The sequence below is a fragment of the Pseudomonas sp. FP603 genome (assembly GCF_030687415.1).
In the GTDB taxonomy this organism is placed as follows: Bacteria; Pseudomonadota; Gammaproteobacteria; order Pseudomonadales; family Pseudomonadaceae; genus Aquipseudomonas; species Aquipseudomonas wuhanensis.
The window spans coordinates 3220576-3244981 of record NZ_CP117431.1 but is presented as its reverse complement, the minus strand read 5'-3'; the positions used below and the strand labels follow the sequence as shown (position 1 = coordinate 3244981).

Genomic DNA, 24406 nt, shown 5'->3' with positions numbered 1-24406 from the left:
CTCCTGGAATGACGCTATCAGATGATAAAAGGAATTACTTTGTAACTGTCGAATTGGTAGTGAACGTATTTTTCACCAAAATATTCAACCAACATTTTCTCTTCATTGCCGACTCGCTTAAGAATCAATAAAAGCGCAACAAAGAAGACAACCAGGGCAGCATAGATACTGGTATATAAACCAAAACCCGTGACAATGAGAAGCGTACCGAAATACGCCGGATGCCTGATACACCTGAAGGCCCCATCCTTGACCAACTCGTGATCGACCAACACTCTCAGCGAGTGCGAAAAGTGCCGACCCAGTATGATTTTCCCATGAGCCCTCAGACCGACTCCAGATAAAATCATGAAAGAACCGATCACTTGAAGTAAGACATCACTGCATATCAACAACTGTAACAGCATGACAATCGATATAGCGCACGACACCAGAAACCCACTCTTGATACCTTTATCGAAAGAGCTGTCACTGTCTGTTTCCCGTAGAAAATACAGTTCTGCAAACAGCAAAACACTCGCCATGATGATCGGTTGAAGCAACGCAAAACCCGTGCAATAAAGCAGTATCACGGAAGCGCATGATACTGGCACCAGCAAACTGGCGGCTACATCAATCCTGAATGTTTTCAAAATATGCCCCTACCAATACCGACAACTTCGACTGCGTCATGATCACCTTGACATTTTTTTCGATATGCCACGGATAGATAAATAGATCATTGAAACGCGCCCAAGGAAATAATTTCCGCTGGCGCCTGAAGGCATCCACAAAAGACAGCACTTTGTAAATCCTGAACAGTGTGCGCACCTTCACTCTTCGCAACATGGCAACATCCTCAACTACCTGGAGCCTGGCGTACACTTCGCCTACCAGATCGTTATAGGTCATCGTGTCATCGCTCAGCAGGTAATACGTCTGCAGTGTCTGGTCAGGGCGGCGTGCCAGCCATTGAATAATGCACTGCGCAATACTGTCCACGCCAATGACATGCAACGCCGGGAGCTGATTCGTCACCAATGGCAGCAACTTCAACTTGCACAGTGAAATCATCGGCAGCAGATTTTTGTCATGGCGCCCCAGTACTGTCGGCACCCGCAAAATGACCCCTTGCACCTTGTGGCTATTTAAATGGATAACTTGCTCTGCCGCCCACTTATCGTCGGCGTACGCATCCCGTCTTTTTTCAGGATTGTGAGCCTTGACGCTGCTCAAATGAAGAAGATTCTTCTTGTCAGTCCCACCGAGGGAAATCGACGCAAGTATCTGCTCCGTGAGCATCTCGTTACTGTCGGTACTCGCCCCCAAACGACTGAGGCCGATCCCCGTACAATTGACAACAAAGTCACTGTCACTCACTAATTCGATAAATTCCCTGGAGCCGAATTCGCAAACGTCATAACCAACCCTCGGCGAACGTGAGTGGCGAGTAACCTGGATATCTTTCACCTGGCTGAGGATCTCGTAGACGCCCTGCCCGATAAACCCACTGGCCCCTAAAAGCAGTAACTTCTTCACGTATACAAAATCCTTTTCATGGTGTTAAAGACTCGACCGTGAAGCACCCTGAGCGATAAACCATACGAGCCTTCATACCCTGTTTTTGCAGGGTTTTCCTGACGGTTCTGAGAAACATACCGTGGGATATGACGATCGTTGTCTTCCCTGTCTCGGAGCAGGATTTGTAAAGTTCATCGGCAACACCTACAGCCCGAAGGTATTCCTTTTTTCGGGGGACGGCGCCCAACGAAACTCCCAGCAACCACAGAACTCTGTGCAGAGCGAACCATTGTCTTAACCCCATTCTCAGGAGCGGAATGGTGCTTAATCGCAGGTCGTACTCTTGTAATCGACTATCCTGTTGAATACGCGCAGCCTCGAACAACCTGCACGCCGTTGCATAGGCTCTGTTGACCGGTGAAGAAATGACCTTGGCCTCAGACGCTAAAAGTGGCCGGGACAAGTCTGGTTGGCTCAAGAAACCTGAAATTTCATCCTCATCGATAATTGAGGTCTGATTATATACATCCAGAAGCAATTTAGCCGAGACGGCACCGCAACGATTGTAATTGACCAACGGCGAGGCGTGACGTATTAAGTAAATCACAGCAAATAGACCCCCGTTACAATGGCATTACCGACAACAAACAAAAATGGTGTATCCCAGGTGTGAGGGGACTTCGCTTCCGTCAAGGTAAGAGCAAGAGGAAAAACAGCACACAGCAATACAAATTGATGCCACTCAAAGTAATCTTTAAACAACACGCAAAACAACATCGACATCACGAATACTGTTGCAGACCCCTCCAGGGTTCTTTTGAATTTTTTATCCACAAAAAAACCTTTCGTGACATATTCGTGCTTTCCAAATCGGATACCGACAGGTTCTGCCAAACCGTCACCAAAGGTGGTGGCTAAAATAGTGATATAAAGCAACTCAATCGGCACACCGATTGCCAACCAGATGTATTGCGTCACCCACAACACCAACAACCCCACCACGGTTTGACTAACCAACCATGAAAGCGTATTGGGTGAGTCTTCGGGCCGATCAATACTCGCAAACATATGCTGGGCAATCAGATAACGACGACGCGACCATCCGCACATGGCCAAGAACAGAATAGTGGTGGATACCGCAGACAGCAGTAATCGCTCATGAGTACTCTGGATGTTGAACAACGCGAAAAATAGACTGGGTAGTAGAAACATCGCAAAATGCCCAACTTTCCTCGTGTAGTTTACCCGCACCCCCTTATTGATGACTAAAAGCCCCAGTCCCTTGCACAGCATAAAATAGAAAAGAACAATACTTAACAGAGCTGAACCAACCTGGACCATTTAATTATCACCCCCATTGACGTCATAAAAAGATAGGCAGATCTGCACCACACCCGTTACCACCGGATAAACACAGTCTGTTCAGATAATCTTTCGTAATGAATCAATGCAGTAATCCACATCGGCCATCGTGTGGTTGTATGTCAGACACAACCTGATCCTGGATTGGTGATTGGGTACAAAGGGAGGTACGAACAGTGACCCCATGATACCTTTACCGACCAACTCGGCATTGACTCGGGCAGCCTCCATAGGATCCTTGAAGACCACCGGGATCACCGCAGTCCTGGAATGGAGCTTATCGACGCCAAGTGATTCAAGTTGCTCATGTGTATAGCGGGTGAGATCTGCAAGTTTTGCCCGACGCGCCCCCCCTTCCGAAGCATTGATCTCCAGGGCTGTGCAAGAGGCGGAGGCGACACCCGGTGAAACTGACCGGGAAGCATTATAGGTGGGGCATCGGAACCTGACTCTTTCAGCAAACGCCTCATCCTTGAATACAACGAACCCACCGGATGAGCCAAAAGCTTTACTCATGGTGCCGACAATGTAATCGATCTCCAAGACCACTCCGGCCGCTTCGCAAGCCCCTTGGCCAGAACTGCCTAACATACCGACACCGTGAGCATCATCAATGTAGATTTCCAGGCACGGATGGAAGCGTTTCAACCGGACTATCCTTCCCAGATCAGCTACATCGCCGTCTGCCGAAAAAACTCCATCGGTAATGATTAAAATTTTCTTATCTTGATTTAACTGGACCAGCTGCTCCAACATTTCGATATCGGCATGACTGTAGGCCCTGAATGGACAACCCGATAACTTCACGCCGTCCCAGATTGAGACATGTGACAGCTTGTCCAGCAAAATCAGATCGGCACGCTCAGCCGCCAAGGGGATAACCCCAAAATTCGCCTGATAGGAGGTGGTAAACATCAGCGATGTTCGCCCAGCATACAAATCGCTATAGCTATTTTGCAGACGCTCATGGTATTCGGTGAAGCCACTGAAGATCATGGGGCCGCCGATATTTGAGCCGTACTTCCGGATGGCAGCAATCGCCGACTCTTTCATGCGCTCGTGATTTGAAAGCCCTAAATAATCGCACGAAGCAAAGTTCAGCATATTGCGACCATCAACGAGCGTCATATCCCGACCACAGGCTGAACGCACTTGAGGAAAGTAGGTGTAATAGCCCAACTCTTTCGATTTTAACGCAACATCATCAATACGCATAAGACTCTCATTCAACCGATGCGGTATATCTATAGATTCGATAAGCTCTTTCATGGCAAATGCCGTCCCGGGTGAGGTGACGCATCGTTCGAAGAACCATGACATTATCCTCCAGCATCCAGGACAGACTGATTTTGCTACGACCGACCTTGCTCAACGCGATCGCGGACAACTTCAAGGTGAGTGCTACCGACAACCCTTTTCGTTGATACTCAGGAGCGACTCCCGTAAAAAAAGCGCGGCCATACAACCCCTGCTCATTCATCGCAGGGGCAAACATAGTAAAACCGACAACTTTATCATCACGCTCAGCGATAAGCGCCGATATGTTTTTAATATTGCGCGAAGCGATTTCAAACTGCTCTCTGGAGGCGGGACTGTACCCCCAGTTTCGTTCCCAGGATTGATTGTAACAGTCTGCCAACAATTGACTTTTGGCAATCAGTTCATCTTGCCCGCAGTGATGAAATTCAATATCGGCCAATCGCTGAGTGAGCTTTTCTTCCAGAGCGTGCTGTTGATATCCCTGGGACGGCGGTTGAAAGACAATTTCAATCAAGTCTTTTTCCTTTCGACATCCTGCTTGCGTCAGGGCATACGTCAACTCAACCGTGTTTGACGGCAACGAAAACACATTGAAATCAGACTCAAACGTGCGCAATCCTCGCTCAATCAAGAACGAACTGTGGAGTGGGCCTACCAAGTCAGACACCCGCCCAGGTAGCAACCGCGTGCTGTTTATATACTCAACTGAACTGCACATCAGCTGTTGCAGGATGCTCGCTACTGGTAGCGCTATCAGCGTCGAAAAGTACGCATTACCCAGTCCATTGACCCTGATCTCTTTGTCGAAATGCACGATGCAGAAAGCGACTATCTCGCCACTCTCGTCCTTCCATGCTACTGGTACATTATGCTCAGTTGCGGAGTACTCGCACGCAGCTGTTACTCGCTGCTCAAGCTGCTCTTGTGTGCGCCCCACCACCGAAACACGCTTATCCAAACACATCAGGGCATACCAATCGCATGCCGCCAAACCTGTGACCCTACTCATCAGTACTCTCGACCATCATTCACTGCAAGGTTTCTAGGCGGCCAGACACAAAGCCCTGGTGGTTTTGTCGTCGATTTCGATCCAGAAGGGAACGATACTTTTATTATCAATAAGCCGCGGCGGAGAAATTCTTTGCGTATTGACCCCCATCCGTTTCAGTAGGCGCTCATTCCCTACAGCAGTAAACGCGATCAATCGAAACGCCCCCTTTGAGCGTGCAACATCAATCACTTCCTTCACCAACTTCACTGTATTTTTCCAGGCTTGCTCAGCACTCAATACCTGGCCTTTCGGCTTGCTGATGGCGAAACGGGAAAGTTCCCATATATCTGGAGAGAACGGCAGCGGGCTCCCTTCCATTAAGTGAGGGAATACATCGCCTAACAGGTAGGGACGATTAGTGGGAATCAACCGGGCACAACCAAATATTTCATGGTTATTATCACAGGCCAGAACATACACCGTATCAGGACGATCAAAAGCGTCTAACTCAACACCGTTTTCACAGCGCAAAGGCCAGCCTAACTCTTTAACGAATACCTCATACCTATATTTAGCGAGCGCGGATGCCATCCCAGGCAGAAGATCACTAACAGTCCCTGTTACAGCAGTCAGCATAGTAAACACCTAGCAAATGTTATTTCGCCAGTACAACAAACCGAGCCCCATGTTAGTAGCTGCCCGAATGGGCAGGTTAATTAAAACAACATCCCATGACGAGCAGCACTGATCGCTCAATGGTGAATAATTTGTCCTCTCCGGCGAGTTGAAATGGTGACATTTTTGTATCGAAAGTAAAAAATACCAGGCACTCCAAACCCCGACTTCTTAGTACTTACGTACCAAAAAACATATGAAATAACTAACACTTTTTCACTGACTTGACACTCCGGCGCCCTTGCGAGGTATTCATCTGTGCCACGGACCTTACCGGGTGAGGTATTGCCATTGTATTAACGAAATTACAACTCAGACCAACCTTCCTGCAGCGCTTCGATCCTGTATGATAAGCCCCCGCTCTTCTCACTAAGAGCGCTGACCACGGAAGGTAATATTGGTGAATGACTGGCGCGAAGATTTCATAGAGTTGGTTTCTGGCTGTACTTCTGAAAATGAATTATTCAATGAACTAATTAAAATAACTTCCAACTTGGGTTTCGAGTTCTGTTCCTATGGATTAAAAGCCCACTCACCGTTAGCACCCCCTCAATATTTTCTACGGTCAAACTACCCCAGTGCTTGGGAGAAAAAATATGTAGACGAAGATTATTTTTCTCAGGACCCCACCGTGGAACACGGGCTGACACGCTCCATCCCCATGCGCTGGTCCGCGGAACAGCAAACTCAAAGACTGGAATTCTGGGAAGAAGCGCGACATTACAACCTCAATCATGGTTGGTGTCTTTCTTCGCAACGCGAACACAACACTATTGGCTTGCTCTCTGTTTCCCGCTCCGGTGAATATATTTCCACGGCAGAGTTGGAGAGCAAAGAGACCAAATTAATGTGGTTGACTCAATTAGTGCATGAGTCCATGACGCGTTTTCTTGCCGAAAAATCCACACCTGAAAAGTACAAGCCATTGACTGCACGCGAAAAAGAAACCCTGAAATGGACGGCCATGGGAAAAACTTACGTCGAAATCAGCATTATTCTGAATATCGACACGCGAACCGTGAAATTTCATTTGGTCAATTCCATGCGCAAACTCCAAGCCTCGAACAAAGCCGAAGCAGCGGTCAAAGCATCCTTGATGGGTTTGCTGCTTTAAGCCAGTCGTTCCGGCCGGTGCGATTGTTCCTTCGTCCTGCAGCCAGGGCCTCTGTGACACCTGCAAGACTGCCGTGCTGGAAGGTAGTGTGGAAATGAATCATAAAGAAGGGATAGGGGGGACATCGGCGTCGCCGAACTCCATGTTATAGATAGCCGGTACCCGCGGTGCCCTCAGATGTAGGGATAACCGTATTGAGGCGCGAGGGGCTGGGGCGCCGTGATCGACTTGATCCTGACAGAGAAATCCGTCAATCGTAGTGTGCTCGCCGCCCCGCTCGGCCAACCGTTGAAAACCAGAGAGATCTATGCGTTATACCCCCAACCTTCGCATCTGGAATGCTTGCCGGTCATGCAATGAGGCCGCCTCAGCAGCAGGAAAGACACAGGTCAGGCCCTCAGTTCTTCAAGCTTGCGATTGCCAACCATCGCCCCGTGCAAACACTCATCCAGGAACCTCACCACCGTCCCCATACAGGCGACCCGCTCCTCGACATGCGGCATGTGGCTGGAGTTCTGGAACAACGCCCAACGCACGTTCGGGATCTGCTCCAGATAAGGTCTGACCACCGTCGGTGTTGCTTCATCGTAGCGACCGGAGATCACCAGCGTCGGCACGTTGATGTGCCGCAAGCGGTCGACAATGGTCCAGTCTTTCAGGCTGCCTATTACATGAAACTCCGTCGGCCCGCTCATGGCATGGTAAACGGTGGGATCGGCATCGACCTGGGCAAACGTACGCGCGACTTCGTCCGGCCAGGGAAGGACGCGACACACGTGGTTATCGTAAAAGACTCTCGATGCCTGTTGATAGGCGACCGCTTGAAAATCCCCTGCCCGTTCGTATTCAAGCAATGTTTCATGCACACCGGCAGGCAGTAATTGACGTAAACGGTTGGCTTCCTCAACCCAGACGCGCATATCCGCAGGGGAATTGGCGGCGATCAAGGCCCGTAGCCCCGCAGGTTGCCGTACGGCGTGCTCACTGGCGAGCATGCCGCCCCATGATTGCCCCAGCAGCGCGTAACTGTCGCTGATTTCCAGATGATCCAGCAGGTTGTCCAGTTCATCGAGAAACAGCGCTACGTTCCAGAACGAGGCATCTTTTTCCGGCAGGTGGGTCGAGCGACCGTTACCCAATTGATCGTAATGAACCACTGGATACCCACTCGCGGCGATGTCCTTGAAAGCGTCGACGTAATCATGCGTGCAGCCCGGGCCGCCATGCAGAATCACCAGCGGCGGGTTCTTACCGTCGAAGTGACCCGTAACACGGTACCAGGTCTGATAAGGACCAAAAGGTGCGAAGCCTTCACGTATTCCGATAGATTCCATTTCTTCATGCCGCCCCTGAAAAACCGTATGGCACACGATAGCGGGATCAGATACTGGAAATAACTAGAGAAATAGATAGGTTTTTGCCCAATCTCAGCTATCGAGCAATCGATAATGGGTAGCCCGAACCACGGCCTGGACCCGATTCTTGGCCCCGAGTTTATGCATGGCCGAGGTCAGGTGGAGGCTGATGGTGGCCAATGAGCGATTCAGCTGGCTGGCTATCTCGGCGGCGGTCAGGCCCTCGGCCGCCCATTTAAGGCACTCGCGCTCACGTTTGGTCAGGTGAATGGGAGGCGTGTGAACCTCTTTGCCAAGCAACGGATAGGCCGCTTCCTGCAAGGCATGGGAAATCAGGCTGAAATCCGCCAGGGTCCGCCGGGCATCGCACAGGACACTGCTGCTGCTGGTACGCAGCCCGGTCAAGGAGGCAAAGCCGCCTCTGGGTAAATGAATCGGGACCGACACACCACAGGTCATCTGCGCGTCTTCCAGATAATTCACCACCGGCGCATGGCACTGACTGATGACCGGCTCCAGCAGGGTGTCAGTCCCAGGTTTGTAAGACCAGACAAAGGGTGAAACACAATTGAGTGCTACCTGCTGGACAGGGTCGATCTGGTAGTAACCCTCTGCACACCAACGCGCATGCCAATCGGCTGGCGTGTTGCGCAGTTTGAGCACCGCGGGCGTGATCAACTTGCCTTCATGGTCCAGCGGCACCGGGCTGTAGTCGTACACCAAGGCATCAAAGCCCAGCTCCTCGGCCAATAGCATGGCGTTGTCCATCTGCTCATCCAGGCTCTTGCCCGACAACAGACGGGGATTGAGGTCCGATAGCTTGGTTTGCATCCATTGCCCTCCCTAATTAATTTCAATCCTGAAATTCAGCACGTAGAATGCCACGCCTCGGCGAGGGACAGCCAGACCAAACCTATAACAAATACTAGCTTTTGGGCGCATGACTTACTGAGTAAGGTAGGCCATTTGGTCAGCATCCGAACCGGTCGGCATCATAAAGGGAGAGTTACGATGTGGCGTGAAATCGAACCGGACCAGCACTATAACGTCGAGGTCGACGGCCACAATCTGGTGGTTTACAGCTTTGGCGAGGGCGATGAGGTCCTGCTGTGCCTCAATGGAGGCCCGGGGCTTCCCTGCGATTATCTGCGTGACGCCCATGGTTGGCTCAAGGACAAGGGGTTGCGAGTTGTCGCCTTTGACCAACTCGGTACCGGAGCGTCTGACAGCCCCGAAGACCCGTCACTCTGGGACATCACCCGTTATGTCGCTGAGGTGGAAACCGTCCGTCAGGCCCTCGACCTGGGGCGGGTGCACTTGATGGGGCACTCCTGGGGCGGCTGGCTGGCGATCGAATATGCCATTTACCACCCTCACGAACTCAAAACCCTGATTCTGGAAAACACGGTAGGCGATATCCCGCACCTGTCTCAGGAACTGGAGCGTCTGCGTGGTGCTCTGGGCAGCGAAACCGTGGCCATGATGCAACGCCATGAAGCCATGGGCACCCTCGATCACCCGCAATACCAAGCCGCAATCACCCTCCTCAACTACCGCCACGTCTGCCGCCTGGACGAGTGGCCGGCGCCGGTCACGCGCTCTTTGGGCGACTGGAACATGGGGCCCTACACAACCATGCAGGGGCCGAATGAGTTTCTCTACGTCGGCAACCTGAAAAACTGGAACCGTCTGCAGGAAATGGCCGATTTCACCATGCCGGTGTTGATTACCACCGGCCAGCACGACGAACTCACACCGGCCTGTGCAATGCGCATGAAAATGGCGCTCAAGGATGCTGCACTGCATGTGTTCCCCAACAGCAGCCATATGCCCTTCTACGAAGAACCTCATGCCTACTTTCCGGTGTTGCTGGATTTCCTCCAGCGCCACCGAGGTTAGTCGATGAATCTGTCGCGTTACCGTTTCATCCTGTCACGGCCCCTGCAACTGCTACCGGTGCTGTTTGGCATCAGTCTCATCACGTTTGTGCTGGTGCGCTCGATTCCCGGCGACCCGGCGCGCGCCCTGCTCGGCTCGCGCAGTACGCCGGAGGGGCTGCTCAGGGTTCGCGCTCAGTTCGGCCTCGATCAGCCGCTGTGGATGCAATATTTCTACTTCCTGAAAAACCTGTTCAACGGCGACCTCGGCCAGTCATTGCTGTACAAGGTCGACGCCTTGAAACTGATCAGCACGCGCATCGAGCCCACGCTGTTTCTGGTGCTTGGCAGTGTGCTGCTGGCCATGTTGATCGCGGTGCCGCTGGCCACCGTTGCGGCCCGTAACAAGGGTGGCTGGGGCGACAACCTGATCCGCCTGTTCACCACCGCCGGGCTCGGCATGCCGGCGTTCTGGCTGGGGATCATGTTGATCCTGCTATTCAGTGTGCAACTGGGCTGGTTCCCGGTTTCCGGCTACGGCCGTTCCTGGCTGGACAAACTGCACCACATGGTCCTGCCCTGCCTGACCATTGCCCTGGCGTTATCAGCGGTATTGGTGCGCAATTTGCGGGCAAGCATGCTGATGGAACTGCAAGCCGACCATGTCACGGCAGCCCGGGCTCGCGGTCTGACTGAAGACGCGGTGTTTCGTCGCCATGTGCTGCCCAACTCGCTCGTACCCGCCGTCAACCTGCTGGCGGTGAACATCGGCTGGTTGATCAGCGGCACAGTGGTCATCGAGAGTCTGTTCGCCATTCCCGGGATCGGCCAGTTATTGGTCCGAGGCATCTTCACTCGAGACTATATGGTGGTCCAAGGAGTTGCGATGGTGCTGGCTTGCGCCACCGTGGCGGTAAACTTTCTCGCCGATGTCATCACGGTAGCCATCGATCCACGCGTGAACATCCGATGAGCAGTCAGGCAACAGTTGCCCCTCGACTGAACCTGCGCCTGGGTTTGCGCAATCCTCGATTGGCAATGGGATTGGGCCTGGCAATCCTGCTCGGCTGGCTGGTGCTGGCGATCTTCGCGCCCTGGATCGCGCCCTTCGATCCAATCGCCCAGAACACTGATATTCGCCTGCTGGCGCCCCATCTGGCCCACCCGTTCGGCACCGACAATTTTGGCCGCGACGTCTTGTCTCGAGTGATCTGGTCGGCCCGCATTGACTTGCAGCTGGCCGTGATCGGGGTGATTTTTCCGTTTCTGATCGGCACCTGTGTCGGGGCCTTGTCCGGCTATATCGGCGGGCGTTTCGATACGTTCTGCATGCGCCTGATCGATATCATCCTGGCCTTCCCGTTCCTGGTGTTAATGCTGGCGATCATGGCGATCCTCGGCCCTGGCCTGATGAGTTTCTACATCGCCATGGCACTGGTGGGCTGGGTGTCCTACGCACGGTTGATCCGCTCGCAGATCCTGATACTCAAGGAAAGCGATTTCGCCCTGGCCGCCAAAAGCCTCGGCTTCGGCCATGGGCGCATTCTGTTTCGGCACCTGCTGCCGAACGCTATGTTCGGCTCGATCGTGTTTTCCATGTCCGATGCGGTGCTGGTGTTGCTCAACGGCGCGGCGGTCAGTTACCTCGGCCTCGGGGTTCAACCGCCCACCGCCGAGTGGGGCACGATGGTCGCCGAGGGCCAGAGTTTCATCACCTCCGCCTGGTGGATCTGCACCTTTCCGGGATTGGCGATCGTCACCCTGGCCATGGGCTTCAGTCTGCTGGCCGACGCTGTTGCCGAACATCTGGGTGAACGCTCATGAGTGCGCCTTTGCTGAAGGTCGAAGAACTCAGCGTCATCGCCCGTAAGGGTGAGCACGAGGTGACCCTGGTGGATCGCTTGTCCTTTGACCTGGCCGAGGGTGAGGTGCTCGGACTGGTGGGGGAAAGCGGCTCCGGCAAAACCATGGCTTGTCGGGGGTTAATGAGACTGCTGCCGTCGCCCAACCTGCGAGTCGAAGGCACAACCGTGCAACTGGCGGGGGAAAATCTATTGCATCTGGACGAGGCCGGCATGCGCCGCATGCGTGGGCGCCAATTAGGGATGATTTTCCAGAACCCCAGCAGCCATCTCGACCCGTTGATGCGCATTGGCGAACAGATTGGCGAAGGTATTCGTCTGCACCAAGGCGCCAGCAAGCGTGAAGCCCGGGCCCAGGCCATCGACGTACTTCGGCAAGTGGGTATTCCCGATCCGCAGCGGCGAGTCGACAGTTACCCTCACGAATTTTCCGGCGGCATGCGCCAGCGAGCGATGATCGCCGTGGCGCTGGGTTGCAACCCGAACGTGCTGATCGCCGACGAGCCCACTACTGCCCTCGACGTCACGGTGCAAGCGCAGATCCTGCGCCTGCTGTTGGATCTTCGCGATCAGCGCGGCCTGTCAATCATCTTGATCACCCATGACCTGGGGGTCGTTGCCCAGACCTGCGACTCGATTGCAGTGATGTACGCCGGACGCTTGTGCGAGCACGGCAACAAACACGAGGTGCTGGCCCATCCACGCCATCCTTACACCGCTGGGCTGATCGACTGTCAGCCGGCCACCAGTCACGGTCACGCATTGCTCAAAACCATCGCCGGGCAACCGCCCCTGCTCGATGCCCTGCCCCACGGTTGCCGCTTCAATCCGCGCTGCCAGCAAATCGGCAACCATTGCACAACACTGATGCCGAGTTTGCAGCCCGTCAGCCATGGACACCGCATCGCTTGCCATTACCCCTTGGCCGCCGGAGACCGCTCATGACCCTGCTCGAGGTCAAGGATCTGCACGTGCGCTTCGCCGCTCCGGGCACTGGTTTGCTGGGCATGAACCGGCAATGGCTGACAGCGGTCAACGGTGTTTCGCTGACCCTCTCGGCCGGAGAAACGCTCGGGCTGGTCGGCGAGTCGGGCAGTGGCAAAAGCAGCCTGGGGCGGGCGATCCTGCACCTTAACGAGATTTACGCCGGGCAGGTGCTGTTCGACGGCATCGACATGGCCCACGCAGGGAAGATTGACATCGAGAGGCTGCGTCATGAGACGGCGATGGTTTTTCAGGACCCTTACGCCGCTCTCAACCCACGCCTGAGCATCGGCCAGACCCTGGCGGAAGTGCTCCGGGTACAACGCAAAGTGCCGGAATCGCTGATTGCCGCCCGAGTCGATGAACTGCTGACCCTGGTCGGTCTGCGCCCCGAGCTGGCCTCCCGTAAACCACACGCCTTGAGCGGCGGCCAATGCCAGCGTGTCGGGATCGCCCGTGCGCTGGCCGTGGAGCCGCGCCTGATCGTTGCCGATGAATGCGTGGCCGCGCTGGACGTGTCGATTCAGGGCCAGATCATCAACCTGCTACTGGAGCTGCGCCAGCGCATGAACCTGGCGATTGTGTTCATTGCCCATGATCTGGCGATCGTTCGCCGGCTCTGTGATCGGGTGGCGGTGATGTACCTGGGCAAGATTGTCGAAGAAGGCCCCGTGGAGGACGTATTCCGCTCCCCGCGACATCCTTATACCGCCGCACTGATCCAGTCGATTCCGCAAATCGACCCAACCCGGGCGCTACCCACCGACCCTTTGTCCGGCGAACCGCCCAGCCCCTTGCAGCTGCCATCCGGCTGCGCTTTTCACCCGCGCTGTCGCTACGTTCGTCCCACCTGTAGCCAGGTGGCGCCCCCTACCCGTCAACTCGACGCTCGCCGTTACGACTGCGTGCTCGAAGAGCCACTGTTTTAAAAACAACGCACTCATCAAGAAGGAGTTTGACCATGAGATCCAGGCATTTGAAATTGCTCGCCGCAGCCACATTGACCGCTTGCACCCTTGCCAGCGGTATCGCTCAGGCGGCGGGTGTACTCACCATCGGTTGCCGTGAAGAAAGCACCACGTTCGACCCGATCAAAAGCGCGCAAAACCGCGATACCTGGGTGTTTTCCAATGTCTACGACACACTGATCCGGGTCGACAAGGCCGGCAGCAAGATGGAACCCGGCTTGGCTGAAAGCTGGAAAGTCTCCGACGATGGCCTGACCTACACCTTCAAAATGCGCGCGGCGAAATTCTCCGACGGCTCACCGATCACAGCCGATGACGCGGCATTCAGTCTGTTGCGCACTCGCGATAACAAAGCCTCGCTGTGGAGCGATGCCTACAAACTGATCGACACGGCGAAAGCGGCCGATCCGCGAACCCTGGTCGTCACCCTGACCACCCCGTCGGTACCGTTCCTCTCGCAACTGGCCTCACCGACCGTGTCGGTTCTCTCGCAGAAGGCCATGACCCGCATGGGCGAAGATGCTTATGCCCAGGAGCCTGTGGTCTCAGGGGCCTTTTTCGTCAAGGAGTGGCTGCGCGGCGATCGTGTGAAGTTAGAGAAGAACCCGCATTTCTGGCAGGCCGACAGGGTCAGCCTGGATGGCGTGGAGTGGATTTCCATTCCGGACGACAATACCCGGATGCTCAAGGTGCAGGCAGGCGAGCTGGACTCCGCGATCTTCGTACCGTTTTCGCGAGTCGATGCGCTGCGCAAGGATCCCAACCTGACCATCCACTCCGACCCTTCCACTCGGGAAGATCACCTGTTGATCAACCATGAGCACGGGCTGCTGAGCAAGCCTGAAGTACGTCAGGCACTGGACATGGCCATCAACAAAAAATCGGTGGTAGATACCGTCACCTTCGGCCATGGCCAGGAGGCTTACTCCTACATCCCCAAGGGCTCGCTTTACCACTACGCCGACAATTTGAAACGTCCATTCGACCCGACCAAAGCCAAGCAGATGCTGAGCGATGCCGGCGCAGCGGGCATGAAGCTGAACTATGTGGTCAACGCTGGTAACGAAGCCGATGAGCAGATTGCCGTGCTGGTTCAACAGCAACTGGCGGCCGTCGGTGTGACCGCCACCCTGCAAAAGGTCGACCCCACCCAGAGCTGGCAGATGCTGGTCGACGGTGACTACGACCTGTCCGTGATGTACTGGACCAACGACATCCTCGACCCGGACCAGAAGACCACCTTCGTTCTGGGCCACGACACCAACATGAACTACATGACCCGCTACAAGAACGACAAGGTCAAGAATCTGGTGTCGGCTGCCCGAGTGGAAGCGGACCCGGCCAAGCGTGAACAGATGTACGTCGACTTACAAAAGGTCGCCAAACTGGATGTCAACTGGATCGACCTTTACTACAGCCCGTACATCAATATTTCGCGCAAGAACATAGAAAACTTCCAGCAAAACCCGCTGGGGCGTTTCTCTCTTGAGGAAACGGTGAAGAACTAAGGAGTGGCTGTTGCGCTTAAGCAAGCAGCACCAGCGCAACCCGTACTGATCCAGCAATAAAAAATGGACACTCTGAAAAGAGGTCCATTTTTTTTGGGCCAATCCGACGGCCCCGCTCAGCAAACAGTCGCCATCGGGCAGCCTACGGGTGCCGGTCAAACGTTTCGCCGCTACAATGCGCACCTTGACCGTGACAAGCCAGACTAAAAAAACATGTCCCTACCCAAACATCACCTGGAACTGCTCAGCCCCGCCCGCGACGTGGCCATTGCCCGCGAGGCCATCCTGCATGGCGCTGATGCCGTGTACATCGGGGGCCCGAGCTTCGGCGCCCGCCACAACGCCTGTAACGAGGTGAGCGATATCGCCCAATTGGTGGAATTCGCCCGTCGCTACCACGCCCGGGTGTTCACCACCATCAACACGATCCTGCACGACAACGAGCTGGAGCCGGCGCGCAAGCTGATCCACCAGTTGTACGACGCCGGCGTCGATGCGCTGATCGTCCAGGACCTGGGCGTGATGGAGTTGGACATCCCGCCGATCGAGTTGCACGCCAGCACCCAGACCGACATCCGCACCCTGGCGCGGGCGAAGTTCCTCGACCAGGCCGGCTTCTCCCAATTGGTACTGGCCCGCGAGCTGAACCTCAAAGAGATCCGCGCCATTGCCGACGAGACCGACGCGGCCATCGAATTCTTCATCCACGGCGCGCTGTGCGTCGCGTTCTCCGGCCAGTGCAATATTTCCCACGCGCAGACCGGCCGCAGCGCCAACCGTGGCGACTGCTCCCAGGCTTGCCGCCTGCCGTACACCCTCAAGGACGAAAAAGGCGGTGTGATCGCCTACGAAAAACACCTCCTGTCGATGAAGGACAACAACCAGAGCGCCAACATCCGCGCGCTGGTGGAAGCCGGCGTGCGCTCGTTCAAGATCGAGGGTCGCTACAAAGACATGGGCTATGTGAAGAACATCACCGCCTACTATCGCCAGCGCCTGGACGAGGTTCTCGAAGACCGCCCGGACCTGGCCCGCGCGTCCAGCGGCCGCACCGCGCACTTCTTCCTGCCCGACCCGGAAAAGACCTTCCACCGCGGCAGCACCGACTACTTCGTCAGCGACCGCAAGATCGACATCGGCGCCTTCGACACACCCACCTTCACCGGCCTGCCGGTGGGCGTGGTGGAGAAAGTCGGCAAGCGCGATCTGCTGGTGGTCACCCACGAACCGCTGTCCAACGGCGACGGCCTCAATGTGCTGGTCAAGCGCGAGGTGGTGGGCTGGCGCACCAACATCGCCGAGCCGAAGGGCGAGTTCGAAGAGGACGGGGAAAAGCGCTACCGCTATCGTGTGGAGCCCAACGAAATGCCCACGGGGTTGCACCAGCTGCGACCGAATCACCCGCTGAACCGCAACCTCGACCACAACTGGCAACAGGCCCTGCTCAAGACCTCCGCCGAGCGCCGGGTGGGTCTGGCCTGGGTCGCCCGCCTGCGCGAGGATCGCCTGGAACTGACCGCCACCAGCGAAGAAGGTGTCAGCGCCAGTGTCGCCCTGGACGGTCCTTTCGGTCTGGCCAACAAGCCGGAACAGGCCCTGGAGCAACTGCACGACCTGCTCGGTCAACTGGGCACCACTCAGTACCACGCCACCGCAATTGAGCTGGATGCACCGCAGGCATATTTCATCCCCAACTCGCAGCTCAAGGCCTTGCGTCGCGAAGTCATCGAAGCGCTGACCGCGGCCCGCATCAAGGCTCACCCACGGGGTGGTCGCAAGGCCGAGACCGATCCGCCACCGGTGTACCCGGAGTCGCACCTGTCGTTCCTGGCCAACGTCTACAACCAGAAAGCCCGCGACTTCTATCACCGGCACGGCGTCAAGCTGATCGACGCGGCCTATGAGGCTCACGAGGAGACCGGCGAGGTGCCGGTGATGATCACCAAGCACTGCCTGCGTTTCTCCTTCAACCTCTGCCCCAAGCAGGCCAAGGGTGTCACCGGCGTGCGCACCAAGGTCGCGCCGATGCAGCTGGTGCATGGTGACGAGGTGCTGACGCTGAAGTTCGACTGCAAGCCTTGCGAGATGCACGTGATCGGCAAGATGAAGGGACACATCCTTGACCTGCCGCAACCGGGCAGCGTGCAGCCGGTTGTCGGCCACATCAGCCCTGAAGACCTGCTCAAGACCATCCCTCGCGCGCCCCACTGAGTGACTTGCGAGCGCGCCGCTACGGCGCCGCGCTCGCTGCGCTCGCAAGACGGCTGAATGTTAAAGGCGTCACCCAGAGGGATTTGCAGGCATAAAAAAACGCCAGACCGGATCGGCACTGGCGTTTTCTGTAAAGACAATCATCCGGGACTCCCGCAATACCTGCCGGCGGAGGCCATACTTGGATGAGTATCAGGAAAATGGCAGGGGCGGCTGGATTCGAACCAACGCATGGCAGGATCAAAACCTGCTGCCTTACCGCTTGGCGACGCCCCTGTATCTGTTGCTGCGAGTGCCCGGCGCTGAGTTTTCGGCTTGCGGGCCACATCGAGATGTTGCGTCCTTGCGCTACAAGCCCTGTTGGGGCCTCTGCAAGAACGGGCGGGAATTTATCAACTTTTGCTTCGCCTGGGAAGGCCGAAACAAAAATATATTTGTTTTAAAACAGATGCTTACTCCTGATCCTGGAGGGTGCCATGGCAGCTGTTACCGATTCACTGAAGCTGTTTCTCGCCGGCGATGTCATGACTGCCCGCGGCATCGACGCAGTACTGCCGTATCCTGGCGATCCGCGGCTTTACGAAGACTACGTCAAGCATGCCGGCGTTTATGTCCGGCTGGCAGAACGACTCAATGGCCCGATTCCCCTCCCCGTTGATTTCACCTATGTCTGGGGCGTTGCGCTGGATGAGTTTGAACTTCGCCAGCCACACGCACGCATCATCAATCTGGAAACTGCGGTGTCCCGCCGTGGACGACCGGAGCAAAAGGGCATCAATTACCGCATGAGCCCGGAGAACTTCCCGGCCATCAGCGCAGCCGGCATCGACTGCTGCGTGCTGGCCAACAACCATGTGCTGGACTGGGGGGCCGCCGGCCTGGCCGATACGCTGGATACCTTGTCGAGCAACGGTATGTGCAGCGCCGGCGCCGGGCACAACCGACAATCTGCCGAAGCGCCCGCCGTGCTGCCGCAGCCCGGCGGGCGGCGCTTGCTGGTGTTTGGCCTCGGCGTACCCGACAGCGGCATTCCGCTGGACTGGGCCGCCACGGACAAGCGCGCGGGCGTCGCGCGGTTGGAAGATCTGACGATGCACAGCCTGCGCCCTGTGGCCGAACGGATTCTCGAGAGCAAAAAACCGGGCGATCTGGTGGTCGCCTCCATTCATTGGGGCGGCAACTGGGGGTTCGATATCCCGCGCGAGCAAGTCCGGTTCGCCCATGCCTTGATCGACGAGGCCGGAGTTGACGTGGTGCACGGGCATTCCTCGCACCACATCAAGGGCATCGAGGTGTACCGCGAACGCCTGATTCTCTATGGCTGCGGTGATCTGCTGAACGACTACGAAGGCATCGAGGGCCACACAGACTTTCGCGGCGACCTGGGCCTTCTGTACTTTGCCTCGTTGGACCCGGGCGGGAACCTCAAGTCACTGGAGCTGATACCCACCCGCCTGCGTCGCTTTCGCCTCTGTCGCGCCGAAGGGGATGACCGTCAATGGCTGCACGACACCCTTTCTCGCGAGTGCATACGCTTGGGCAGCAGCCTCCAGCCGGGCGCGAAAAATGCCTTCGAGTTGCGTTGGTAGGTGCCTAGCTTTGTGGCGAGCGAGCTTGCTCGCGCTGGGCTGCGTAGCGGCCCCAAAAACCTTATAACAATCACCGATTTTTGTGAGTGCTACGCACTCAAGCGGGAGCAAGCTCCCTCGCCACAGGTTTCTCACTGACTCAAGACTCTCTTAAATGAACAGCATCGGGGAACCTTCCCGGTTTTTTCGTTTCTGCGTCGCTTTTGCATTTTTGTGCGACAGATCCCGCTTCAGGGACTCCCGTACCACTCCCTCATGGTGTTAGTTTGGAAAAGTTTCTGACTCATCGACCAGATTTTTCTCACAAACTGCCTGCAAAGGAATGCCCCCAACAATGGATTTCTCACTCAAACACCTGACCGCGACAACCCTGATGCTGGCCAGCCTTTCGTCGTTCACCACGTCCGCGCACGCCAACATCACCCCGCAACAGAGCGCGACCATCCTCAAGACCTTCAGTGACGCATCGGTAACCGATTTCAGGCAGTTCCTGGGACGCCTGGCCAAGAGCGACGTTGCCAAAACCAACGGCCTCGGCCCGGCAATCAGTGCCTTCCAGAGCAACAAGACCCTTACCCCTGAACAGCAGAACGAGATCCATCGCTTGCTTGGCCTCTATGCACGGGTGAAATACGGCAATGCTGCCACCGAAACCCTGCGCGAGCTGGTGGCAATCCCGACCTTCCGCGTGGACGGCGTTGCTCAGCACGACAATCCCGAATTCATCAAGATCGCCGACAAGCTCAAGGGCCTTGCCCAGGCCTTCAACCTGAACTTTCGCAACATCGACAACCGCGTCTATGAAATCTCCCTCGCAGGCAACGGCGACGAAGTCGTGGGCATTCACGCTCATGCCGATGTGGTGCCCGTGACGCCGGAGAACTGGGTTCTGAAAGACGGCACCCGCCTCGATCCGTTCAAGGTCACCCTGGTCGGCGACCGCATGTATGGCCGGGGCACCGAGGATGACAAGAACGGCATTGTGGTGGCGCTCTACGCCATGAAGATCATCAAGGAAGAGAAACTGCCGCTGGCCAGGAATTTCAAGCTGCTGGTAGACACCACCGAAGAAACCACGGGCGACGCCATCCCCTATTACTTCGAACACAACCCGACACCCAACTACAACCTGGCGCTGGATGGCGGCTACCCGGTAGTGATTGCCGAGAAAGGCTATGGCACCGTCATGGCAAGCTTTGCCCGTCGTAACGCACAGGGTAAGGGCGCTGAAATCACCTCAATGACCGGCGGCCTGGCAACCAACCAGATTCCTTCGACTTCAGTCGCCACCCTGGTGACTGACAAGCCCGCCGAATTGGCCGCCAGCCTGCAGAAGGCCGGTAGCGATTATGCCAAGCGCAATGGCGGCAACTTCGAGGTGAGCGCCAAGGTCGTCGGCAAGGACGTCCAGCTGACGGTCACCGGCGTTTCCGCCCACTCCTCCGAGCCCGAGTCAGGCGTCAACCCGGTGGCAAGGATGCTGGACTTCATCAACAGCCTCGACGGGAAGGTCGCGCTCAAGCACAACCACATGACCGACGCCGCCCGCTACGCCGCCGACAACTGGGGGCTGGACTACCTGGGTAACAAATTGGGGGTCGGTTTTTCCGATGCCTTCATGGGACCGCTGACCGCATCCCTGACCTATGTCGGGATGGATGAAAAAGCCTTCAAGCTCGCAGTCAACCTGCGCGTGCCGAAGGGCAAATCCCCTGAAGTGCTCAAGACCGAAATCGCCGACAAGCTTGGCGCCTGGAGCAAGAAGACCGACATTGCGGCGGCCTTTGACTACTCGATCGCCGAGCCGATGCACCGCAATCCTGAGGGTGAATGGGTCAAGGCGCTGCTGGCCGTGGCCAGCGAAAACCTTGGCATGGAACACAAGTTCGGCACCTCTGCCGGCGCCACTTCGGTCCATGAGCTGCCCAATGGCGTGCAATTCGGCCTGGCCAGGCCCGAGGTCAAATACACTGGCCACAATGACAACGAGTTCAAGACCGTCGACCAGTTCCTGCTGGACCTGCAGATCGTGACCGAAATGTTCGGGCGCATCGGACAGTTGCCGAAACTCTGATCCCCCTTTCGGACCCGCTATTCTGGCGGGTCCATTTCTATTCGAATGAGGCTGGATCGCCTTCTAACATCATCCCCCCATGTCTCGTCGACAGGATCTCTTTATGCCGCTGAGTTTTCATAAAATGCACGCCAATGGCGATGACTTCGTCATTGTGGACTCGCGAAACTCGGCCAATCCAATCACAAGCGCCATGGCTCGGCGAATGGGTGATCGGCACCGAGGCGTCGGATTCAATCAACTCGCGGTGATGCTCGATTGCGATGATGCCGTGGCGCGCTTGATGTTCTGGAATGCTGATGGTTCCACGCTGGATGCCTGTGGCAGCGCAACGCGGGGTGCCGCGGATGTGTTGATGCGTGAATCAAATACTACGTCGATAGCGCTGCGAACCAACCGTGGTCTCCTCACGTGTGAACGAACCTCAACGGGTACGATTTCCGTCAACATGGGGGAACCGCTTTTCGGCTGGTCGGATATTCCCCTGGCTCTGGAAATGGATACTGCTGTTTTACCACTCGCGGGTGAGCCAGCAGCTACCAGCATGGGCAATCCGCACTGCACCTATTTTGTGGATGACCTGACAGCCATTGATATAGTGACCCTCGGACCGACCATTGAAACCAACCCTCTATTCCCCCTCAAGACGAATGTGCATTTCGTCCAGATCATTAACCGAAAGCACATTCGGTTGCGCATTTGGGAGCGCGGGGGTGGTATTCCACTCGGTTCAGGTTCCTGCTCTTGTGGTGCGGCAGTTAACGGAATTCGTCGTGGCTTGTTAGACCCTCGCGTTGAGGTTGAATGTGATGGCGGTACCGTAACGGTTCAATGGGATGGCGTGGGACCGGTCTTTCTCATCGGGCCGGTAGAGACCACGTTTTCGGGAACGATTCACGACAGCCTCTCCTTGAGGCTATGAACCGGCGGCCATCGCATAACTGACCTATTCTGAATCGACCGACAAAAGATCACCCTTTTGAGGTACCTGAACTCGTTACAGCAATGGAGGCTGAATGATGAAGGAGCAATCGATTGAGTTTCGCGCTGGAGAGGCGCCTACGCCGCACGCTGCGCCCCTCGCCATGACCCGTTCCACCCAATCCCCCACGCTCAATAGCCGCATAGAACTTTATACCCAGGAGGCGATGGTCAATTGGCTAGGCCCGTTGCAGCTAATGCGCACGGGCTTACAAACGGCTGTCGCCACCACGATGGGTGCCTTCGCGGACCCACGCGAGGTGCTGGCCATGCTCAACCCTCGGGACTCTAACCCGCCCATCCAGGTGGCTGCCGACGGTGACGTGTGGATCGACTATCTGGCCGACACCGGCGATGGCTGGGACTCCACCTATTCCATGGCGCTGTGCGTCAGCCATGCTGTCGAGTTGCCGGAACACCAGCTCTCGCTGCCGCGCGGCGATGTGCTGCTGCTCGGCGGTGACCAGGTCTATCCCACACCGGCCCGCAACGGCTACCGCACCCGTTTCCTTGATCCCTTCCGCGCCGCATTTCCCGCGCCGGTACCCAAGGAACGCCCTGATGACCAGGACCAGCCCGTGCGACAGCCGGGTGCACCGTGGATATTGGCGACGCCCGGCAACCACGATTGGTATGACGGTCTGCGCGGTTTCTCCCAACTGTTTTGCGAGCAGAAGCCCATCGGCGCTTGGGAAACCCGCCAGCGCACCGGTTACTACGTGCTGCAACTGCCCCATGGCTGGTGGATCTGGGGCCTGGATCTGCAGTTTGAATCCATGATCGACCGACAGCAGAAGCAATACTTCGAGCAGATGCACGCCAAATTGCAGCCAGGCGATCGCGTGATCCTCTGCACACCCGAGCCGAGTTGGGTGGACGAAGCCGAACGGCTGGCACGCGAGGAGAGCAAGGCCTTGCCCTCGATCGAAACCCAGACGCCGCGCTTTCGCAGCCTGCGCGAGATCGAGGAGCTTTTGGGTGATCACCTGGCGGTGGTGTTGGCCGGAGACTCGCACCACTACGCGCGCTATCAGCCAAAAGCTGGCACCCCGGCGCCGCAGCGCATCACCTGCGGAGGCGGTGGCGCCTTCTTGAATGCCACCCATCAGCTTCCAGATCCGCCCAAGCCGATCAACGTTGGCGGCACCCGACAGCACTACGAGCTGGCTGCGGTCTACCCGGACAAAAAGACCTCCGAGCAACTGCGTAATCGGGCGTGGCGGCTACCCACCCGCAACCTCTCGTTCTGCGGCATGCTTGCCATCTTGTACCTGCTGTTCGACTGGATGGTACAAAGCGCCAGTACGGTGCCCCACCCGGCACGAGGCAACCGCAGTCTGATGGACGTATTGTCTGACCTCCAAGCGTCTATTCCCAACATCAGCGAAGTTTGGCGACACCTGCTCCTGGTCCTGTCACACAGTCCTTCGTCGGTAATGTTCGCCGTGATCATTGTGCTGGGTTGCGCAGTGTTCTCAGCCGCCGGGGTCAAGCGCACCCGAAAGCTCGCCTATGCCATTGGAGCGGCTCACGGGTTACTTCATCTGGGACTGGCGATCGGACTGCTATGGCTGATGGGCCGTGTCAACATCCACTACTTGCAGCTCGAGGTAGAAAACCTGTACCAGGTTTCGTTGTTCCTGGCGGAGACGCTGGTGCTCGGTGGCAGTTTGGGAGGCCTGTTGTTCGGCGCATGGATGGTGATGGGCAACACCTTTTGGGGGCTACATAGCGAGGCGGTTTTTTCCTCGCAGTGCATCGCCGACCACAAATGCTTCCTGCGCATGCACTTCAAAGGCGACCAACTCACCCTTTACCCACTCAAGTTGGAAAAGGTCTGCCGGCGCTGGTCCCTGGGATCAGGCGTCGCCAAACTGGCGAAGGTGCAGCGCACCTGGAGGTTGCGGGCAACGCCTGAAAGCACCGGCCCGCGCTTCGTGCCAGCCTCGGGTACGCTCGAACTGCAACTGATCGAGCCGCCCATCGTGATTCAGCGTGAGTAAAACCGCTTTCGTAGGAGCCAGCGGTGCGGCGATCCGACTTGCCGGCGAAGGCACTTTTAAGAGCGCCTTCGCCGGCAAGCCTGGCTCCTACA

At 56.4% G+C, this 24406-nt stretch carries 20 protein-coding genes, 1 tRNA gene and 1 pseudogene; 13 read left to right on the top strand and 9 right to left on the bottom strand.

Annotated features, from left to right (window positions below):
* Window positions 1-17: 17 nt before the first annotated feature.
* The 6 genes from PSH65_RS14970 to PSH65_RS14945 all read right to left on the bottom strand — a co-directional run bounded on the left by PSH65_RS14970 (window position 18) and on the right by PSH65_RS14945 (window position 5749).
* Window positions 18-632 carry an isoprenylcysteine carboxylmethyltransferase family protein gene (locus PSH65_RS14970; protein ID WP_305426771.1) on the bottom strand — a complete coding sequence of 205 codons (615 nt, stop codon included), beginning with the start codon at window positions 630-632 and terminating at the stop codon, window positions 18-20.
* On the bottom strand, window positions 613-1518 hold the full coding sequence (locus tag PSH65_RS14965; protein ID WP_305426770.1) for an NAD(P)-dependent oxidoreductase: 906 nt from the start codon (window positions 1516-1518) through the stop codon (window positions 613-615). The genes PSH65_RS14970 and PSH65_RS14965 overlap by 20 nt, the downstream gene beginning before the upstream one ends.
* A 585-nt stretch (window positions 1519-2103) precedes the next feature.
* Entirely contained in the window at window positions 2104-2841 is a 738-nt protein-coding gene (locus PSH65_RS14960) for a hypothetical protein (RefSeq protein ID WP_305426769.1), read from the bottom strand.
* Between the two features lie 81 nt (window positions 2842-2922).
* The gene (locus tag PSH65_RS14955; protein WP_305426768.1) at window positions 2923-4077 is read right to left on the bottom strand and encodes a pyridoxal phosphate-dependent aminotransferase family protein; all 1155 of its coding nucleotides are present in this window, start codon (window positions 4075-4077) and stop codon (window positions 2923-2925) included.
* Between the two features lie 7 nt (window positions 4078-4084).
* The gene (locus PSH65_RS14950) at window positions 4085-5131 is read right to left on the bottom strand and encodes a GNAT family N-acetyltransferase (RefSeq protein ID WP_305426767.1); all 1047 of its coding nucleotides are present in this window, start codon (window positions 5129-5131) and stop codon (window positions 4085-4087) included.
* A gap of 33 nt (window positions 5132-5164) precedes the next feature.
* A complete protein-coding gene (locus PSH65_RS14945) occupies window positions 5165-5749 on the bottom strand; it encodes an acyl-homoserine-lactone synthase (protein ID WP_187326454.1) in 585 nt (194 codons plus the stop codon).
* 439 nt (window positions 5750-6188) lie between these two features.
* Between PSH65_RS14945 and PSH65_RS14940 the strand changes: the two genes are divergently transcribed.
* Together PSH65_RS14940 and PSH65_RS14935 are read left to right on the top strand one after the other, a co-directional pair.
* Window positions 6189-6902: an autoinducer binding domain-containing protein gene (locus PSH65_RS14940; protein WP_305426766.1), complete on the top strand. Its 714-nt coding sequence runs from the start codon at window positions 6189-6191 to the stop codon at window positions 6900-6902.
* A 13-nt stretch (window positions 6903-6915) separates the two neighbouring features.
* Window positions 6916-7017: pseudogene (locus tag PSH65_RS14935) on the top strand (2Fe-2S iron-sulfur cluster-binding protein); the annotation flags it as partial.
* Window positions 7018-7291: 274 nt separating this feature from the next.
* On the opposite strand, the gene PSH65_RS14930 reads toward PSH65_RS14935, so the two are convergent.
* A complete protein-coding gene (locus PSH65_RS14930; protein WP_305426765.1) occupies window positions 7292-8236 on the bottom strand; it encodes a proline iminopeptidase-family hydrolase in 945 nt (314 codons plus the stop codon).
* A 93-nt stretch (window positions 8237-8329) separates the two neighbouring features.
* Window positions 8330-9088, bottom strand: a complete 759-nt coding sequence (locus PSH65_RS14925) for a LuxR family transcriptional regulator (protein WP_305426764.1) — start codon at window positions 9086-9088, stop codon at window positions 8330-8332.
* A gap of 180 nt (window positions 9089-9268) precedes the next feature.
* On the opposite strand from PSH65_RS14925, the gene PSH65_RS14920 reads away from it, so the two are divergent.
* From PSH65_RS14920 to PSH65_RS14890, 7 genes are all read left to right on the top strand, one after another.
* Window positions 9269-10156 (top strand): proline iminopeptidase-family hydrolase, encoded by an 888-nt coding sequence (locus PSH65_RS14920; protein WP_305426763.1) that lies wholly within the window; start codon window positions 9269-9271, stop codon window positions 10154-10156.
* A gap of 3 nt (window positions 10157-10159) precedes the next feature.
* Complete coding sequence (locus PSH65_RS14915; RefSeq protein WP_305426762.1) at window positions 10160-11107, top strand: ABC transporter permease; 948 nt, start codon at window positions 10160-10162, stop codon at window positions 11105-11107.
* Window positions 11104-11958, top strand: a complete 855-nt coding sequence (locus PSH65_RS14910; RefSeq protein WP_305426761.1) for an ABC transporter permease — start codon at window positions 11104-11106, stop codon at window positions 11956-11958. Before PSH65_RS14915 ends, PSH65_RS14910 begins: the two co-directional genes overlap by 4 nt.
* Complete coding sequence (locus PSH65_RS14905; RefSeq protein ID WP_305426760.1) at window positions 11955-12941, top strand: ABC transporter ATP-binding protein; 987 nt, start codon at window positions 11955-11957, stop codon at window positions 12939-12941. The genes PSH65_RS14910 and PSH65_RS14905 overlap by 4 nt, the downstream gene beginning before the upstream one ends.
* Complete coding sequence (locus PSH65_RS14900; protein ID WP_305426759.1) at window positions 12938-13909, top strand: ABC transporter ATP-binding protein; 972 nt, start codon at window positions 12938-12940, stop codon at window positions 13907-13909. Before PSH65_RS14905 ends, PSH65_RS14900 begins: the two co-directional genes overlap by 4 nt.
* A 32-nt stretch (window positions 13910-13941) precedes the next feature.
* A complete protein-coding gene (locus tag PSH65_RS14895) occupies window positions 13942-15456 on the top strand; it encodes an ABC transporter substrate-binding protein (protein ID WP_305426758.1) in 1515 nt (504 codons plus the stop codon).
* 213 nt (window positions 15457-15669) lie between these two features.
* Window positions 15670-17667, top strand: a complete 1998-nt coding sequence (locus tag PSH65_RS14890) for a U32 family peptidase (protein WP_305426757.1) — start codon at window positions 15670-15672, stop codon at window positions 17665-17667.
* A gap of 201 nt (window positions 17668-17868) precedes the next feature.
* Here the strand turns inward: PSH65_RS14890 and PSH65_RS14885 are convergent.
* A tRNA-Gln gene (locus tag PSH65_RS14885) sits at window positions 17869-17943 on the bottom strand.
* Between the two features lie 200 nt (window positions 17944-18143).
* Here PSH65_RS14885 and PSH65_RS14880 point away from each other — a divergent pair.
* The 4 genes from PSH65_RS14880 to PSH65_RS14865 all read left to right on the top strand — a co-directional run bounded on the left by PSH65_RS14880 (window position 18144) and on the right by PSH65_RS14865 (window position 24314).
* Window positions 18144-19256, top strand: coding sequence for a CapA family protein (locus tag PSH65_RS14880; RefSeq protein WP_305426756.1), 1113 nt, complete (start codon window positions 18144-18146; stop codon window positions 19254-19256).
* Between the two features lie 334 nt (window positions 19257-19590).
* The gene (locus PSH65_RS14875) at window positions 19591-21330 is read left to right on the top strand and encodes a dipeptidase (protein WP_305426755.1); all 1740 of its coding nucleotides are present in this window, start codon (window positions 19591-19593) and stop codon (window positions 21328-21330) included.
* Window positions 21331-21433: 103 nt separating this feature from the next.
* A complete protein-coding gene (gene dapF, locus PSH65_RS14870; protein WP_305426754.1) occupies window positions 21434-22252 on the top strand; it encodes a diaminopimelate epimerase in 819 nt (272 codons plus the stop codon).
* Window positions 22253-22349: 97 nt separating this feature from the next.
* Window positions 22350-24314, top strand: coding sequence for a metallophosphoesterase (locus PSH65_RS14865; RefSeq protein ID WP_305426989.1), 1965 nt, complete (start codon window positions 22350-22352; stop codon window positions 24312-24314).
* Window positions 24315-24406: the final 92 nt, after the last annotated feature.

Bases quoted from the DNA above. Each gene is read 5' to 3' on its own strand.
- PSH65_RS14910 (WP_305426761.1), top strand. From the start codon at position 11,104: ATGAGCAGTCAGGCAACAGTTGCCCCTCGACTGAACCTGCGCCTGGGT.
- PSH65_RS14865 (WP_305426989.1), top strand. From the start codon at position 22,350: ATGAAGGAGCAATCGATTGAGTTTCGCGCTGGAGAGGCGCCTACGCCG.
- PSH65_RS14875 (WP_305426755.1), top strand. From the start codon at position 19,591: ATGGATTTCTCACTCAAACACCTGACCGCGACAACCCTGATGCTGGCC.
- PSH65_RS14895 (WP_305426758.1), top strand. From the start codon at position 13,942: ATGAGATCCAGGCATTTGAAATTGCTCGCCGCAGCCACATTGACCGCT.
- PSH65_RS14920 (WP_305426763.1), top strand. From the start codon at position 9,269: ATGTGGCGTGAAATCGAACCGGACCAGCACTATAACGTCGAGGTCGAC.
- PSH65_RS14955 (WP_305426768.1), bottom strand. From the start codon at position 4,077: ATGCGTATTGATGATGTTGCGTTAAAATCGAAAGAGTTGGGCTATTAC.
- PSH65_RS14930 (WP_305426765.1), bottom strand. From the start codon at position 8,236: ATGGAATCTATCGGAATACGTGAAGGCTTCGCACCTTTTGGTCCTTAT.
- PSH65_RS14950 (WP_305426767.1), bottom strand. From the start codon at position 5,131: ATGAGTAGGGTCACAGGTTTGGCGGCATGCGATTGGTATGCCCTGATG.
- PSH65_RS14880 (WP_305426756.1), top strand. From the start codon at position 18,144: ATGGCAGCTGTTACCGATTCACTGAAGCTGTTTCTCGCCGGCGATGTC.
- PSH65_RS14960 (WP_305426769.1), bottom strand. From the start codon at position 2,841: ATGGTCCAGGTTGGTTCAGCTCTGTTAAGTATTGTTCTTTTCTATTTT.
- PSH65_RS14945 (WP_187326454.1), bottom strand. From the start codon at position 5,749: ATGCTGACTGCTGTAACAGGGACTGTTAGTGATCTTCTGCCTGGGATG.
- PSH65_RS14890 (WP_305426757.1), top strand. From the start codon at position 15,670: ATGTCCCTACCCAAACATCACCTGGAACTGCTCAGCCCCGCCCGCGAC.
- PSH65_RS14900 (WP_305426759.1), top strand. From the start codon at position 12,938: ATGACCCTGCTCGAGGTCAAGGATCTGCACGTGCGCTTCGCCGCTCCG.
- dapF (WP_305426754.1), top strand. From the start codon at position 21,434: ATGCCGCTGAGTTTTCATAAAATGCACGCCAATGGCGATGACTTCGTC.
- PSH65_RS14915 (WP_305426762.1), top strand. From the start codon at position 10,160: ATGAATCTGTCGCGTTACCGTTTCATCCTGTCACGGCCCCTGCAACTG.
- PSH65_RS14925 (WP_305426764.1), bottom strand. From the start codon at position 9,088: ATGCAAACCAAGCTATCGGACCTCAATCCCCGTCTGTTGTCGGGCAAG.
- PSH65_RS14905 (WP_305426760.1), top strand. From the start codon at position 11,955: ATGAGTGCGCCTTTGCTGAAGGTCGAAGAACTCAGCGTCATCGCCCGT.